Origin of the sequence: Paraburkholderia fungorum (assembly GCF_900099835.1) — a bacterium.
In the GTDB taxonomy this organism is placed as follows: domain Bacteria; phylum Pseudomonadota; class Gammaproteobacteria; order Burkholderiales; family Burkholderiaceae; genus Paraburkholderia; species Paraburkholderia fungorum_A.
Window position 1 is genome coordinate 2,823,655 of the sequence record NZ_FNKP01000002.1, and the last position, 15,664, is coordinate 2,839,318.

Annotated in this window: 15 protein-coding genes; 5 read left to right on the plus strand and 10 right to left on the minus strand. The window is 62.6% G+C overall.

Annotated elements, in window-relative coordinates:
* Positions 1–2 precede the first annotated feature (2 nt).
* The 5 genes from BLS41_RS28560 to BLS41_RS28580 all read right to left on the minus strand — a co-directional run bounded on the left by BLS41_RS28560 (position 3) and on the right by BLS41_RS28580 (position 5,118).
* On the minus strand, positions 3–1,454 hold the full coding sequence (locus tag BLS41_RS28560; protein ID WP_074770830.1) for a glycosyltransferase family 2 protein: 1,452 nt from the start codon (positions 1,452–1,454) through the stop codon (positions 3–5).
* A gap of 61 nt (positions 1,455–1,515) precedes the next feature.
* Positions 1,516–2,115 carry a cytochrome b gene (locus BLS41_RS28565; RefSeq protein WP_074770831.1) on the minus strand — a complete coding sequence of 200 codons (600 nt, stop codon included), beginning with the start codon at positions 2,113–2,115 and terminating at the stop codon, positions 1,516–1,518.
* Positions 2,116–2,466: 351 nt separating this feature from the next.
* A complete protein-coding gene (locus BLS41_RS28570) occupies positions 2,467–3,570 on the minus strand; it encodes an SAM-dependent methyltransferase (RefSeq protein ID WP_074770832.1) in 1,104 nt (367 codons plus the stop codon).
* A 54-nt stretch (positions 3,571–3,624) separates the two neighbouring features.
* Positions 3,625–4,401, minus strand: coding sequence for a DUF1295 domain-containing protein (locus BLS41_RS28575; RefSeq protein WP_074770833.1), 777 nt, complete (start codon positions 4,399–4,401; stop codon positions 3,625–3,627).
* Positions 4,402–4,500: 99 nt separating this feature from the next.
* A complete protein-coding gene (locus BLS41_RS28580; protein WP_074770834.1) occupies positions 4,501–5,118 on the minus strand; it encodes a lipocalin family protein in 618 nt (205 codons plus the stop codon).
* Between the two features lie 182 nt (positions 5,119–5,300).
* Between BLS41_RS28580 and BLS41_RS28585 the strand changes: the two genes are divergently transcribed.
* Positions 5,301–6,194: a LysR family transcriptional regulator gene (locus BLS41_RS28585; protein ID WP_074770835.1), complete on the plus strand. Its 894-nt coding sequence runs from the start codon at positions 5,301–5,303 to the stop codon at positions 6,192–6,194.
* Positions 6,195–6,222: 28 nt separating this feature from the next.
* On the opposite strand, the gene BLS41_RS28590 is transcribed toward BLS41_RS28585, so the two are convergent.
* Complete coding sequence (locus tag BLS41_RS28590) at positions 6,223–7,065, minus strand: DMT family transporter (protein ID WP_074770836.1); 843 nt, start codon at positions 7,063–7,065, stop codon at positions 6,223–6,225.
* 103 nt (positions 7,066–7,168) lie between these two features.
* Here BLS41_RS28590 and gcvA point away from each other — a divergent pair, with 103 nt between their 5' ends.
* The 4 genes from gcvA to BLS41_RS28610 all read left to right on the plus strand — a co-directional run bounded on the left by gcvA (position 7,169) and on the right by BLS41_RS28610 (position 10,335).
* A complete protein-coding gene (gene gcvA / locus BLS41_RS28595; protein WP_074770837.1) occupies positions 7,169–8,089 on the plus strand; it encodes a transcriptional regulator GcvA in 921 nt (306 codons plus the stop codon).
* A gap of 295 nt (positions 8,090–8,384) precedes the next feature.
* Positions 8,385–8,588, plus strand: coding sequence for a DUF3562 domain-containing protein (locus BLS41_RS28600; protein WP_074770838.1), 204 nt, complete (start codon positions 8,385–8,387; stop codon positions 8,586–8,588).
* 154 nt (positions 8,589–8,742) lie between these two features.
* Positions 8,743–9,846 carry an NAD(P)/FAD-dependent oxidoreductase gene (locus tag BLS41_RS28605; protein WP_074770839.1) on the plus strand — a complete coding sequence of 368 codons (1,104 nt, stop codon included), beginning with the start codon at positions 8,743–8,745 and terminating at the stop codon, positions 9,844–9,846.
* Between the two features lie 27 nt (positions 9,847–9,873).
* On the plus strand, positions 9,874–10,335 hold the full coding sequence (locus BLS41_RS28610; protein WP_074770840.1) for a GNAT family N-acetyltransferase: 462 nt from the start codon (positions 9,874–9,876) through the stop codon (positions 10,333–10,335).
* A 125-nt stretch (positions 10,336–10,460) separates the two neighbouring features.
* On the opposite strand, the gene BLS41_RS28615 is transcribed toward BLS41_RS28610, so the two are convergent.
* From BLS41_RS28615 to BLS41_RS28630, 4 genes are read right to left on the minus strand one after another with little or no spacing between them, the layout of a single operon-like run.
* Entirely contained in the window at positions 10,461–11,864 is a 1,404-nt protein-coding gene (locus BLS41_RS28615; protein WP_074770841.1) for an MFS transporter, read from the minus strand.
* 25 nt (positions 11,865–11,889) lie between these two features.
* Positions 11,890–13,155: an NAD(P)/FAD-dependent oxidoreductase gene (locus BLS41_RS28620; protein ID WP_074770842.1), complete on the minus strand. Its 1,266-nt coding sequence runs from the start codon at positions 13,153–13,155 to the stop codon at positions 11,890–11,892.
* Positions 13,148–14,113, minus strand: a complete 966-nt coding sequence (locus BLS41_RS28625) for a VOC family protein (RefSeq protein WP_074770843.1) — start codon at positions 14,111–14,113, stop codon at positions 13,148–13,150. The genes BLS41_RS28620 and BLS41_RS28625 overlap by 8 nt, the downstream gene beginning before the upstream one ends.
* A gap of 18 nt (positions 14,114–14,131) precedes the next feature.
* Positions 14,132–15,622: an aldehyde dehydrogenase gene (locus BLS41_RS28630; RefSeq protein ID WP_074770844.1), complete on the minus strand. Its 1,491-nt coding sequence runs from the start codon at positions 15,620–15,622 to the stop codon at positions 14,132–14,134.
* Positions 15,623–15,664 lie beyond the last annotated feature (42 nt).

Sequence of the window (15,664 nt, forward strand, 5' to 3'; positions counted from 1 at the left end):
CGTTATTGCTCGTCGGGCGCGACCAGGCCGGAGCGCCGTTGCACGCCCCACACCCGGCCGCCGCGCAGGAACTGCAACCAGCCGAGTGCCGCGCCGACATGGCGTACCAACTGGAAAGTGAAAGGCTCGGCCACGGCCGCGAGCATCGCCATGCCCAGGCTGTTGCCGCTGCGCTCGCCCGTCCAGCGTCGATACAGATGGATGCTCCACAGGTAAAACGCGAGGTCGATCGCCGTTTTCAGGCCGATGACGCTGAAGATCGACACCACGATCGCGCCGTGTCCGCCGAACAGAAAGCCGAGCAGCAGCACGAACGCGGTCAGGCCGTAGATGGGCTGCATGGTGTCGACCGCCTTGACCGGCAGCATCAGCATGCCGAGCGTGCCGTAGCGCGGGTTGCCGGTCATGTCGCGATTCCAGTATTGCGTTTGCAGGAAACCCGCGAACCAGCGGCGGCGTTGCCGCAGGAAGCTGCCGAGGTTATCCGGCGCGTCGGTGTGTGCATGCGCTTCGCCGACCACGCGCACGTCCCAGCCCAAACCGTGGTCGACGGAATAGCGGCGCAAGCGGTGAATCAGTTCGTAATCTTCGACCAGGCATTGCGGATCGAAGCCGCCCACGTCGACTAGCGCATCGCGCCGGAACGACGCAAACGCGCCCGAGATCAGCAGCAGACTATCGGCGCGCATCCACGCAAAACGGGCGATGAAATTGCGCATGTATTCGTAAGTCTGGAACCACTGGAACACGCGCCCCGACACCGTTTTACCGCAGACCGGCACCAGAATGCCCGCCGCGGCCACCAGCTTCGGCTCGCTCGCGAAAGCCGCGCGCATCGCATAGGTGGCGTCGTCGTCGAGCAGCGTGTCGGCGTCGACGGTCATCACGGTTTCCGTGGTCATCAGCGTGATCGCCGCGTTCAGTGCGCGGGCCTTGCCGCCATGCGGCACGCGCAGCCAGAACAGGTTCGGATACAGCGAGCTGGCCGCGCTCAGCACGCCGTCGGCGGCGGGCGTGAGGCCGAAGCGTGCGGTGAGAAGTTCGCGGGTGGCATCGGTGGAGCCGTCGTCGGCAATCACGATCTGCGCGGGGCCGTACGTTTGCCGCAGCAACGCCGCGAGCGTGACCGGCAACACGGCCGCTTCGTTATGCGACGCGACGATCACGCCCATTTCCGGCAAGCGGCGCTGATCGGTATCGGCATCGAGCGGCGGCGTGCGGCGCATCAACGGCAGCGATTTCCACGTGACGAACGCAAGCAGCAGCGTGTCGTACACCACGTACGCAATCCCGGTCGACCATGCCAGAGCGCCCTGCAGAAAAAACGCGCGTGCGAACAGCAGCAGCCACAACGCGACGACGCTGAAGTGAATCAGCGTGCTCGACAGTGTCGTGCGACGCGGCAGGATGCGCGGCGATGCGAGAGCGAGCGCCTGTTCAAGGGTTTTCTTCAAAGTGGCTGCCGGTTTCGTTGATAGTGCAACGGGAGAACTGACTGAAAAAGGAACACGCCGCTCACGGCACCATGCGCTTCAGAACCGACTTGCGGTCGATCCACTGATGCTTCAGCGCGCCGCCGATATGCATGGCCAGCAATGCATAGAGCGCGTAACCGAGCCACGTATGCAACGCACCGAAGCGGTCGTGCAGGCTCTCCTTCAGCGTCGGATCGAGGTTCATCACATAGCCGATACGCGGCCACGGAAACAGATTGAACAGACGCATAGGGTGCGTAGCCGCATCTTTCCACGCGGAATCGTGCAGCCAGCCTGAAAGCGGCAGCGCAATCATCAGCAGATACAGCAGAAAGTGCGCGACATGCGCGGCAATTTTTTCCCACGATGGAAACTCGCGCGGCAACGGCGGCGGCTTGTGCGACACGCGCCACAAGATGCGCAGCAGCGCGAGACCGAGCACCGTGATGCCGATCGACTTGTGCGTATCCACCACCGGCCGCACCCAGTCGTCGGGCAACGAATCGGCGCTCAGGCCGAGTACGACGTTGCCGATCATCAGCAGCGCGATCAGCCAGTGCAGCGTCATGGCCGTGCGGGTATAGCGCGTCGGCACGGGTGCGCCGGTTGAATCGGCCAGAGAGTCGGCGTGAGAGTTCATGATGGTTTCGTCCGCGAATTCAATGCTGCGAAAGCTGTTTGAAAATACGGCTCCTGAGGAGCAGGTCCGGATGCACCGCCGGTATCAGGCTAACGCCCAAGTTTGCCGTTTTATTCCGCTACGCGCTTAAATGTATGTTTCAGTTTATTTCGATTGCGCGTTTGAAGGCTTGTGCGGTGTATGTGGCGCGGTGGATTGTTGCGCATCCAACCGCAGGAAGCAGCAGGAAATAGACCGCTATTGTCGTTGCTTTGGCGCGGCTATGTTCGGGACGGCGCGAGAAACGCGCAATCGAAACCTCATTGAAAGACAGCCGCTCGCGGCTGTCTTCCGGCAATGCTCTTTATCGGGTCACCGCTTCACAAACCGGTAATGCCCGACGCCCCACTCGTTGCCGTTCGCGTAACCGAACAGTTCGGCGACCGCCATATAGAACATGCGCCAGCGTTGCAACCACACGGCGGCATCGCGCGCGCCGTAGGTGTCGGCGAGCATCGGCATGACCCGATCACGCGCGGCGTCGAGCGCGGCAAGCCAGTGATTCGCGGTCCGCTCGTAATGCGTGCCGCTCACCCACCACTGCCGCTCCATGCGCATATCGTCCTGAAAGTTCAGCAGCAACGCTTCGGACGGCATCGTGCCGCCGGTGAAAAAATACTTCGACATCCAGTCGCTGCCGTCCTGCACTTCGAAGTGATACGCGAGCGTGCGATGCACGAAGATATGCACGAACAGCTTTGCGTCATCGCGCATCCAGCGTGAAATTTTCGCAAGCAGCAGGCCGTAGTTCTTCATATGCTCGAACATTTCAATCGACACCACGCGATCGAAGCCGCCTTGAAGCTGCGCGTCGTCGAATTCGAAATCGACGATATTGCCGGTCACTACCGTCAGATTGTGCAGACCTGACTCCGCCGCGCGCGCTTCGATAAACGCGCGCTGCCCATGCGAATTCGACAACGCGACAATGCGCGAGCGCGGATAGCGCGCCGCCAGCCACAACGACAGCGATCCCCAACCGCAACCGAGATCGAGAACGCACTGACCGTCGGTCAGTTCCGCGCGCTCGGCATAGCGTTCGAGCATCGCCGTTTCGGCTTGCGCAAGCGTCTCGTTACCGGTCGGATAAAGACAGCACGAGTACTTCAGATGCGGTCCGAGATGCGCATGAAAAAACGCAGCGGGCACCTCGTAGTGCTGCGTATTGGCGGCTTGCGTTTCGATTGCAATGGGACTCGCGCGCAGATCGTCCAGAAGACGGTTGAGCCGCTGCGCGCGCAACTCGCCGTTGTCGATCGCTTCGTCGCGTAGGCGCTGCCGCATCAACTGCCGCATACCGAAGCGGATCACGCCATCCGGCAGCCAGCCGCGTTCGCAACTGTGGATCAGCCAGCCGTCGCGGGTTTTGTCGGGCGATGGCGGCGGCATCGTGCGATCGGTCGTGGAAAGGCTCATGTGGCTGACTCCCGTTGTCGTTGTTGTCGGTTTATTCGTGAACGCGCTCGCGTTTCAATGCCGCGGTGGCCATGGAATCAGCGCGCTGGTGGTGCGCATGTAATCGGCGTAACCCGGACGCCGTTTCGCCATGCTTTCTTCGAGCAGCGGAATACCAGATAGCTTCAGCAGCAAAAACGCCATCAGCAGTGGCGGCAGCAGCGTGAACCATCCCCACGGCGTGCCGACCGACAGCGCGATATACGCGAGCCAATGCACGCACTCGAAGAAATAATTCGGATGCCGCGAGTAGCGCCACAAGCCAGCGCGGCACACCGTTTCGCGATTGGCGGGATCGGACTTGAAGCGCCGCAGTTGCCGGTCGGCGATCGCTTCGCCCGCCACCGACGCGGTCCACAGCGCAACCGCCAGCACCATCCAGCTGCCGGACACCGGCGTCGTGCGGTACGACGGCACGAGGAACGCAATCGACAGCAGCATCGATATCACGACCTGCAACTGGAAGAACCAGAACATCTTGCTGGCCGCCTGAGCGCCCCATTGTTCGCGAAAGCGGTGATAACGCGCGTCTTCCGGTTTGCCGAAGTTGCGCTTCCACAGATGCGTGCCGAGCCGCATCCCCCATACGAGGCCGCCGATCGCGGTCAGCGCGCGGCTCGATGGATCGCCTGTGCCGAGCACCGCATAGAGCACCGCGACCAAGCCGAGCGAATACGCCCAGATGGGATCGACCATGCCGGCGTTTTCGGTTTTCAATTGCCATGCCCACGTGGCGCTGAAAATCACGACCAGCGCGACCAGGGCAATCACGACGGCGGCAAGTGGCGACATGCGGCTCTCACTTTCTCACTCAGGGGCGATGCGGGTTATACGCGATAACGCTGGAATCGGATGCGGCGGATGCGCTGCGGTTTGCTTCCAGTTCCCCAGCTAATCCTTGTCGCCGGGCGATGCAAAGCCTTCCTTACCCAACTGATCCGGCCGCTGCGGCACGCGCCTGAAACGCGACGTGTCGTAGCCCATCGCGTCGAGCCTGGCGAGTAGCGAGCGGTACATGTCGTCGCTGATATCGGGCGCGCGCGCAAAGATCCAGCCGAGGTTTTTGCCCGGATAACCGAGGATCGTGTACTGGTAATCAGGGTCCACATACAGCGTCAGTTGCGTGACGTGCACCGGCCAGAACAACTGCACGCTCCACTCGCCGCCGTCCTTACCCGGCACAGGCGTATCGAGGAACTGATAGTGCTTTTCCGGCGCATCGAAGCTCTTTTTCCGGGCGTAATACGAATCGTCGATCTTGCCGTCGTCGCGCAATTTCCATTCCGCGCGGCTGCCCACCATGTCGCGCTCGGCGAAATACGGAATGTTCGCGATGATGTACCAGCGCCCCATATAGCGCGGCAAATCGACCGGCACCGTGGCAAGCGGCTGGCTCGCACGAGGATTCGGATTCGGCGGATCGTTGGAGCAACCGGTCATCGACAGCAGCAATGCAGCCGCCGCGGTGGCGGCAGCTGTGACGGCAACGGCATAAACAATACGGCGCATGACGATGGCCTCGAACGTAGCGGTATTAACAGGTATTACGTTCGGCTTAGCCAGATGGATGCGCCGGCGATATGAAACACGGTGTGCGAAGGCATCCGCAAACCCATCGCCCATAGAGGAATCAAAGCCGCGAATGATGCTACATTGCCCTCACTCTGGACTTTGATTCCCGAATCGACAGCATGGAAAATCTGAGCGGAATTGTCGCCTTCGTCCACACGGCAGAGGCGGCCAGCTTCGTTGGCGCTTCGCAGCGGCTGGGATTGTCGTCTTCGGCTGTAGGCAAAAGCGTCGCGCGGCTCGAACAGCATCTCGGCGTGCGGCTGTTGCAGCGGAGCACCCGGCGCGTCAGCCTGACCGACGACGGCGAGCGCTTCTACGAGCGTTGCCGGCAGATTCTCGACGCGCTGAGCGAAGCCGAAACGATGATGCTGCAGGCCAATGCCGCGCCGCGCGGCCGCCTGCGCGTGAGCCTGCCGACCATCGGCTACCGCTTTCTGCTGCCGATCCTGCCGGAATTCGCCGAGCGTTACCCGGAAATCGATCTCGAACTGGATTTCAACGACCGTATCGTCGATGTGATCGAAGGCGGATTCGACGCGGCGATCCGCAGCGGCGATCTGCCCGATTCGCAGTTGATGGCAAGGCGGCTCGGCCCGTTCCGCTTCGTGTTGTGCGCGGCGCCGGTTTATCTGCGAAAGCATGGCGTGCCGCTCGCGCCTGCGGATCTAGCCCTGCATGCGTGCCTGCGGTTCCGCTTTCCGACTTCGGGAAAATTGCAGCACTGGGCGTTTCGCGGATTGCCGGAAGAGGCCGCCGCGCGCTTCCCGACAGCGTTGACGTGCAACAACATGGAAGCGTTGCGGGCAGCGGCCGAACTCGGGCTCGGTATCGCTTATATGCCCGATTTCCTCGCGCGCGACGCGATTCGGGCGGGCACGCTGCAAAGCATTCTCAGCGAGCATCTGCTGCACGCGGGGCAGTTTTCGGTGCTGTGGCCGTCGAGCCGTCAACTGTCGCCGAAGCTGCGCGCGTTCGTCGATTTTTTGTCGGAGCGATTGTTCAGCGAAGCGTAGGCAAGCGCGGGCGCAACATCCGGCGGAATTAAAGCCCCAGACACACCGCGCCCGCCGCCACGACCACGCACGCCATCCAGCGCCTCGCGCTCACGGCTTCCCGCAAAAACACCCGCCCGATCAGCACCGCGAACACCACGCTCGTCTCGCGTAACGCCGACACCGTGCCCATCGCGCCCGACTGCATCGCCCAGATCACGATGCCGTACGCGCCAATCGAAACCAACCCGCCGGCCAGCGACGACGCCACCGCGAACGGCGCGGTTCGCACCGGCGTCCACAAGGCGGCGAGTCCGCGCGACGCGATGAACAGCAACGGCATCAGCCAGTAGAACAGGAACATCCACGCGGTGTAGGCAAGCGCCTGGCCATCCGACAAGCGCACACCGATCCCGTCGATCACCGTATAAAGCGCGATCGTCGCGCCGGTCGTCAACGCGGCGAGCGCACCCGCGCGCGACACGTGGCTGCCTTGCAACGCGATCGCGATAATGCCGCCCGAAATCATCGCGATGCCCAACGCGTGCAACGCACCAATCGACTCGTGCGCGAAAAACGCCGCGCCGAGCGTGACCAGCAGCGGCGACGAGCCGCGCGCGATCGGATACGCGAGCGCCAGGTCATTGCGTCGATACGAGCGCACGAGACTCACGTTGTAGACGATATGCACGAGTCCCGACGCGATGATGTACGGCCAAGCCGCGCGCGCCGGAAGCGGCACGAAGACGATGACGAGCGTGGCAACTGTCGCGATGGCGACGCTCATCCACGTCATCGACAGAAAGCGGTCGCGGTTGCCGTGCAGCATCGCGTTCCAGCTTGCGTGAAGCACAGCGGCCACGAGGACAAGACCGCCGGTATAGCTAAGCATGCAGATCCTGGCGAAAGGGGTTGTAAAGCGAGAAGAATAACTATCTTGTGACAGCTCAACAAACCAGATAAATTCGTCTTTCGCGTTAGATAACCTCACTCGAATGAAACGGACTCTACCCCCGCTCAATGCGTTGCGCGCCTTCGAGGCCGCCGGCCGGCTCGGCAGCTTCAAGGAAGCCGCCGCCGAATTGCACGTGACTCACGGCGCGGTGAGCCAACATGTGCGTCTGCTGGAAGATTGGCTCGGCGCGCCGCTGTTCGAGCGCCATAACCGGCGGGTGGCGCTGACGCCGGCAGCGCGGGCGTATCTGGCGGAAATCGGGCCGCTTTTCGAGCGGCTCTCGCAGGCAACCGGCAAATACGGCTCCCCGGACGCGGTTTCGCGCACGCTCTCGGTGAATGCGCCTGCCAGCTTCACGTTGCGCTGGCTGATCCCGCGACTGGCGAATTTCCGCGCAGAGCATGCCGATGTGGACATCCACGTGGAGACGTCGAACCAGCATCTGGAAAGTTTGAAAGGGAGCTACGACCTGATCGTCCGCGGTGGCCCGGATACGTTTTATGGCTACTCGATGCGGCCGTTTCTGTCCGAAGAAAGGCTGCCGGTCTGCAGCCCCGCGCTCCTGCAGCGATTGCCGTTGCGCACACCGGACGATCTGCGGCACCACACGTTGCTACATACGGCGAGCCTGCCGCGACTTTGGCCTGACTGGCTGGCGAGCGTCTCGATCCCCGCACTCAGGCCTGCTGCCACGTTGACCTTCGATCACTTTTATCTGACGCTGCAAGCCGCGATCGACGGAATCGGCGTTGCGATGGGACCGACCGCGCTTGCCGCCGACGATCTCGCCTCTGGCCGGCTCGTCGCGCCGTTCGCCGGTCCTCGCCTGCAGACGCGGAGTTACTGCACTTACGTTCCAGACGGAAAATCCGCTGATGAACTGGTCGCACAGTTCCGTTCATGGCTCGAACACGAAGGCATGCGCTCGCAAATCAATGCGGCGCTTCCTGAAGACTTGTAGTCGGCGACGGGGCCACCGCCGTGGTGGTCTTCGATAAGAGCGAATAAATCGTCGCACCCTCGTGCAACAACCCCGCGCTTTAACGTCCGTTTTTCTGCCTTCGATCAAAGCCGCACGCATTGATTTCCCGTACCGGCCCGCAGCGCGCGGCCCCGCCGCAGCGCAAGAAAATAATCTCTGTGAATCAGATCGCGCGATAGGTCAATTCAATTGGTATGCCGCCGGTTCGCATCCTGTAATGGACACCTGTTGCCCGCGTTCCATCCCGCCCAACCCGGCTCATCCGGAGATATTCATGTCGCAGCCTGAACCCGATATAGACGAAGTCGTCAGAAGCATCGCTGAAGAAACGGATACGCCCGCGGAAACGGTGTCGCGCATGTACGCGGACACGTTGGCCACTTATCGGCACGAAGCGCGCGTATTCGATTACGTGCCGCTGTTCGCGGCGAAAAAAGTTCGCAACCAACTTCGTCATACGGTGAATCGCAAGCACTGAACGCAGCGGCGCCCGGAGACCACTCGCTGCCCGACACCACTTCTTACGCCGCGGCCCATTCGCGCGCCGCGACGTACTCACCCGCGCGCAAACGCGTACCCGTTATTTTCTCGCTGCTAGACTTTGACCCTGAGCCATCGGCCGGGGGGATCGAATGCGGGTGACAATCGTAGGCGCGGGCATCGCCGGTTTGAGTACCGCATGGTCGCTCATCAAGCTGGGACACCACATCACGTTGATCGAGCAGGGCTCGATACCGAATCCGCTCGCGGCGTCGGGCGACCGTCATCGAATGATTCGCCGTGCTTATGGCGACGCCGACGGCTACGCGCGCACCATCGCCGAAGCGTTCGATAGTTGGGATCTGCTGTGGAACGACCTCGGCGTTTCCCACTATGCGAATTGCGGCGTGCTAGGCATTTCGCAATATCCGGGCGACGGCGCGGAGCAATTCCGCATCGGCCTCGACCGGATGGGCTTCGACTACGAGCGGCTCGACGCACGCGAAGCAGCCGCGCGTTACCCGTTCCTCGATCCCGGCACGTTTCGCTACGCTTATCTCGACCAGGACGGCGGCGCGCTGTTCAGCGAGCGTATTGCTCGCGACGTCAAGGCGTGGCTCAAAATGCGCGGCGCCGACATCCGCATGAACACTAAAGCGCTCGCGGTCGATCCGCACGCAGCCACCGCGCAACTCGACGACGACACGATCGTGCGCGGCGACCGGCTCGTCGTCACCGCCGGTGCGTGGACGCTGCGGCTGTTTCCCGCGCTCGCCGGGAAATTGACGACGTATCGCAACGCCGTCGCGTACATGGAACCGCCCGCCGATCTCGAAGACGCATGGTCGAGCGCTCCCGCGATTGTCGATATCGGCGGACCGAGCGACGGCTACGTGTTACCGCCTCTCGACGGCATCGGCCTGAAGTTCGGCTCGGGAACACAAAAGGTGCGCGCGCCGGACCCCGACGCCGATCGCGTTGCCGCATCCGGCGAAGGCGACTCGCTGCGCAGATTGTTTTCGCCGCCGTTTGGCCGCATCGACGAATATCGGGTGACGGAAGTCAAAACGTGCGCGTACACCTTCACCGCCGACCGGCGCTTCTTCTCGGAACGTATCGGCAACACGCTGGTGGTGTCCGCCTGTTCGGGGCACGGTTATAAATTCGGCGCGGCGGTCGGCCGGCGCATCGCACAATCGCTTGATACCGACGACCATCTGACGCTCGCGCGCTGGCTTAGAGCCGAGACCGTTTGATCTTACATTTACCAAGGAATCCAGAACATGTCGGAATCGATCGTGATCCGCGCCGCTACCCCTGAAGACTTCGATGCGTGGCTGCCGCTGTGGGACGCCTATAACGCGTTCTATGGCCGCTCCGGCGAAACGGTTTTGCCGCGCGACATTACGCACATCACGTGGGGACGATTCTTCGACGGCTACGAGCCGATGCATGCAATGGTCGCCGAACGCAACGGCCAGTTGCTTGGCCTGGTGCACTTCCTGTACCACCGTCATACAACGATGGCCGGGCCGATCTGCTATCTGCAAGACCTGTACACGCTCGACACCGAACGCGGCAAAGGCGTGGGCCGCGCGTTGATCGAAGCGGTGTACGCGCGGGCCAAAGCCGATGGTTCGCAACGTGTCTATTGGCAGACTCACGAGACCAATCAAACCGCGATGAAGCTTTACGACAACGTGGCCGATCGATCGGGTTTCGTCGTGTACCGGAAGGCGTTGTGACGCGCTGAACATTTTCATCGCGTCTTCCAGAAAGCGGCGACGCAAAAACAAAGGGCGCACCACCCAGTGCGCCCTTCGTCTTCCTGCTATTGCGGCACTTCAACATCGACCGCCCACCTGAACCTTCAAGCCTCCAGTTGCTCCAGCACCTTGCCCTTGGTTTCGATCCCCAGGAAATGCACCGCAAGCGCAGCGACAAACGGCACCGCTGCAAGAATATAAAACGCCACCTGCAGATTCCCGCCGATCATCGTCTTCGACACGATGGCCGGTGCGAAAATCGCCGCCACCTTGAGCCACGCGCCGCCGACTCCGCAACCCATAGCGCGGATGCTGGTCGGGTACAGTTCCGGCGTGTACACATAAGCCGTGATGAAGCCGCAAGCGAGGAAGCCGAGCGCAAACGCGCAGAACGTCGCGACAACATACACCGACGATTCGTGGAACACCCCAGCCAGCAGCAACGAAACAGCGCACGCCACGAACGACACGTTGATGATCGGCTTGCGTCCCACCTTATCGACCAGCAACGCGCAGGTCAGCGAACCGAGCACGCCGAGCACCGAAGCGGCCACCGCCAGATTCAGCGCGAGTTGCAGCGGCGCGTGATAAATCGTGCGATAGATGGTCGGCAGCCACGTCGACAGCCCGTACTGAATGAAGCCGCACGTGATCCACAACATCGCGACGGCCAGCGTGCGCTTCAGATACGCGGGACCGAACAGATCGGCCATCCGGCGCTTCGGATGACGATTCGCCATCGCGTCGAATTCGGCGGAATTCGTGACCGGCGGCAACGGACCTTTGGCTGCACGTTCGAATGCCTGAACCGCTGCATCGGCTTCGACCATCCGCTCACGTTCGGCGAGCCAGCGCGGCGATTCCGGCACGAGCTTGCGCAGCACGAAGAACAGAATCAACGGCATGCCGCCGATGAAATACATCGCCTGCCAGCCGAAGCGCGGCACGATCCACGCGCCCAGCGCATTCGACGCCAGCAGTCCAACCGGGAACACGATTTCATACAGCAGCACGAAACGCCCACGCCCATGCGCGCGGCTGATTTCGTTGATATACGTCGCGGCCACCGGCAATTCGCCGCCGAGCCCCAAACCCTGAATCACGCGCAGCGCGACGAATACGGCGAACGTCGGCGCAAAACCGCATGCAATACTCGTAATGCCGATAATCCCCGAGCTCAACGCAATCGCGCGCACGCGGCCCTTGCGTTCCGCGTACCAGGGGAACACGAACGCGCCGATCAACTGGCCGACCGAGCCGGAGCCGATCAGAAAGCCGATTTCCCACGGCGTCAGGTGCCACTTCGCGATCAGGATCGGCAGCGTGGCCGCGATCGCGATCACGTCGAAGCCGTCGAAGAACGTCGCGAGACCGATCAGGATACGCGCGCGCACCTGCATCGCATTCGCCGGCATCCGCTCGAGACGCGCGATGATCGAGCCCCGGGTCACGGGACCTGAGACACCGGCGCTGCTGCGGTCCCCCAATGTGTTGTCGATGGTTCTCATGCCGTGGTGCCGTCCGTAGATGTGGTTAGGCCAGTGCCGTCGAGGCGTCGGTCAGGGTGGCAAGGTCGATCGTGCGGCCCTGGTTCATCCACTTGCGCGACAGTTTCAGTTCGCGCGGCGTGTTGATAGCGATCACGCCGCGAATCGCGCCGTCTTCCAGATGGAACAGCGTCGCGCGTTTGCCGGGCAGGTCGCCGCGTACGGCGAGTTGCGCGTCGCCCGGAATGTCGCCGAGGATCTGCAGATTGACGTCGTATTGATCGGACCAGAACCACGGAATATCCGCATACGGTTCGAAGGTGCCGAGCAATGCCTTCGCTGCTGCAATCGCCTGGTTCTGCGCGTTGGCCCACGATTCGAGCCGCACGCGGCGCTTCAACCACGCGCTCGGATGATTCGCGACGTCGCCGCACGCGAAAATGCGCGGGTCGTCGGTGGCGCCGAAGTGATCGACGACGATGCCGTCGTCCACCTTCACGCCCGCCGCTTCAGCCAGCGCCGTATGCGGCGTGAGACCGATACCGGCCACCGCGAAATCGGCGTCCAGCGTCGAGTCGTCGGCGAAGGTGGCGCGAATGCGGCCGGCGTCGTTCGGGTGATCTTCGAGCTTGACGAGCGATGCGTTCAACCGCACATCCACGCCATTGCCGCGATGCAACTCCAGCAGGAAATCGGAGACCATCGGCGGCAACGAACGTGCGCACAGACGCGGTGCGCCTTCCACCACCGTTGCGTCGACGCCGAGCTTGCGCGCGGTCGCCGCCACTTCGAGACCGATCCAGCCGCCGCCGACCACCAGCACGCGCTGGCTCGAACGCAGACGTTCGCCGAGCGCGACCGCTTCATCGAGCGTACGCAGATAGGCGATATGCGAGGTCTTCACGAGCGACTCCGGCAGCTTGCGCGCCGCGCCGCCCGTGGCGATCACCAGACGGTCGTATTGCACTTCACGACCCGACTGCGTGCGCACGATGCGCTGCTCGCGATCGATCGAACTCGCGCAGTCCGGCTGCCACGCTTCGACATTCAGCGCGTCGAAATCGTCCGGCTTCACGAGCCGCACGGTGTCGATATCCGCTTCACCGGCGAGCACCGCTTTCGACAGCGGCGGCCGTTCGTACGGCAGATGCACTTCGTCGGCGATCATCACGAGACGGCCGTCGAAGCCTTCCTTGCGCAATGTCTTCACGACCCAACCCGCCGCCTGGCCGCCGCCGATCACGACGATCGTGCGCGGTGCTTCGAGTCCGGCATGCGCGGCTTGCGCCTTTTCAGTGGCAGCGTCAGTCATTTTTGCGCTCCGTCATGAACTTGCCTTCCGGCGCCTTCGCATTTTTCTGCCGACGCGTATTGCCGTCGATGCCGCCGTCGATCGCCCATTCGGCGAACACCGTCGGACCCGGCTCGAAATCGCGCGGTTGCCAGTCGGGCGTGAGCTGGTCTTCATCGGCGTAATACTCGATCAAACCGCCAGCCGGATTCTGGAAGTACCAGAAGTACGCCGACGACACCGGATGACGTCCCGGCCCGAGTTGCGTATCCCAGCCGCAGCGGCTGATATGCATGCCGCCGCCAAACACTTCGTGGATATCGCGCACGGTGAACGCGACGTGATTGAGACCGCGCTTTCCGTTGGGCAAAGCCAGCAGGAAAATGTCGTGGTGGCCACCGTGCGGCGCGCAGCGCATGAATGCGCCACGACCCGGATAGCGGTCCGACATTTCGAAGCCGAGCAGTTCCTGGTAGAACTTTTCCTGTTCGGCGAGCTTGTTCGTGAAGAACACGACGTGTCCCACTTCGACCGGCTCCGCGCGTTCGTAGATCGGCGAAGGCTGATCGACACGCAGCGTTTGACCCCACACGTTCGACGGCGAACCGTGCACGTCGAGCGCCCGCTTGCGGGTCACTTCGACGCGAATCGCCATACCGTTCGGGTCGATGCAGCCGACCGCGTTGTCGGTTTCGAAATGGCCCGGCTGACCGGCGAAGCGGCCGCGCAGTTCGTCGAGTTCGGCTTTCGTCGCGACGCCCCAGGTCACTTCGCGCAGCGTCGGACCTTCTTCGAACGCGGGCGGCAGCGACGGATCGTTCGCCTCGACGGCGAGAATCGTGCAGCCGTTCAGCGTTTCGAAGCGCGCGTGGGTTTCGTCGTGCGCGGTTTCTTTCAAGCCCCAGTCCGCGAAAAAGCGGCGGCAGGTGGCGAGATCCGTCACGCCGTAAATAATCTGTTCAATGCCGAGAATCGTCATAACGTGCCTCTTGCGTATTCAGTTCGCCCACGCCAGCGGCGCGTCGTTCAAGCCCCAGTAGAGGCTCTTTTGTTGCATGTATTCGCGGATGCCGAGCCGGCCTTTCTCGCGTCCCATGCCGCTCTCTTTCCAGCCGCTGAACGGCGTCGAGATCGAGAACAGCTTGTACGTATTGATCCAGATGGTGCCGGCTTCTAGCGCGCGGGCGATCCGGTAAGCGCGCTTGTAGTCGCGCGTCCAGATGCCGGCGGCGAGGCCAAACACGCTGTTGTTCGCGTCTTTCAGCAGCGACGCTTCGTCGTCGAACGGCATCGCGACCAGCACCGGCCCGAAGATTTCTTCCTGGCAGATGCGCGCGTCATTGGTCAGGCCTTCGAGAATCGTCGGCTGGAAATACGTGCCCTGCTCGCGGCCGTCGCCGACCGGACGCTCGCCGCCGCACAGCAGACGGCCACCCTCTTCGAGACCAAGGGCGACGTAACGCTCGACCGTTTCGCGATGCGCTGCGGTAATCAGCGGACCCATTTGCGTTTCCGCACGCGACGGATCGCCGACGCGCAGCTTGCGTGCGCCTTCAGCGAGGCGCTTCATGAACGTGTCGTAAATCGAGCGCTGCACGAACAGACGCGAGCCCGCGATGCACGCCTCGCCCGACGAACTGAAGATGCCGTACAGCACGCCGTTCACGGCGTGGTCGATATCGGCGTCGTCGAACACGATGGTCGGCGACTTGCCGCCGAGTTCGAGCGACACCGGCATCAGCTTGTCCGCCGCGATGCGCGCAATGCCGCGGCCCACTTCGGTGCCGCCCGTGAACGACACCTTCTTCACCAGCGGATGACGCACCAGCACGTCGCCGATCACCGAACCTTTGCCCGGCACCACGCTCACGACACCCTTCGGCACACCCGCCTCTTCGCAGATGCGCGCCAGCGCCAGCGAGATCAACGGCGTGACTTCAGCGGGCTTCAACACCACCGCGTTGCCGCCTGCGAGTGCGGGAGCGAGCTTCTGCGCGTCGGACGCGATCGGCGAATTCCACGGCACGATGGCCGCGATCACGCCGATCGGCTCGTAGATGCTCATCGTCAGATAGTCGCCGCGCGACGGCGTGACTTCTTCGTCCAGTGTTTCGAGGCAGGCTGCGAAATAGCGGAACGTGTTCGCCGCGCTCGCCACCAGCACGCGCGTCTCGCCGATCGGCTTGCCGTTGTCGCGGCGCTGCAATTGCGCGAGCGCTTCGTGACGCGCCATGATCAGATCGGCGATGCGGTACAGAATCAGCGCGCGTTGATGCGGCTTCAGACCTGACCAGTCCGCTTTACGCCACGCGATATCGGCGGCTTCAATGGCGTCGCGGGCGTCGTCGGCATTCGCCGTCGAGATTTCCATGTTGACCGACTGATCCGCCGGATACAGGCTTTTGTACGGGTTGCCACGCCCTTGCCGCCATTCGCCGCCGATAAAAATATCGCCGTTGGGCACGAGGCTGGTATCGAAGTGAGTCATGTCGGTCGTTCCGGTTTGCTTCAGCTAATGTCTTAACTCGGG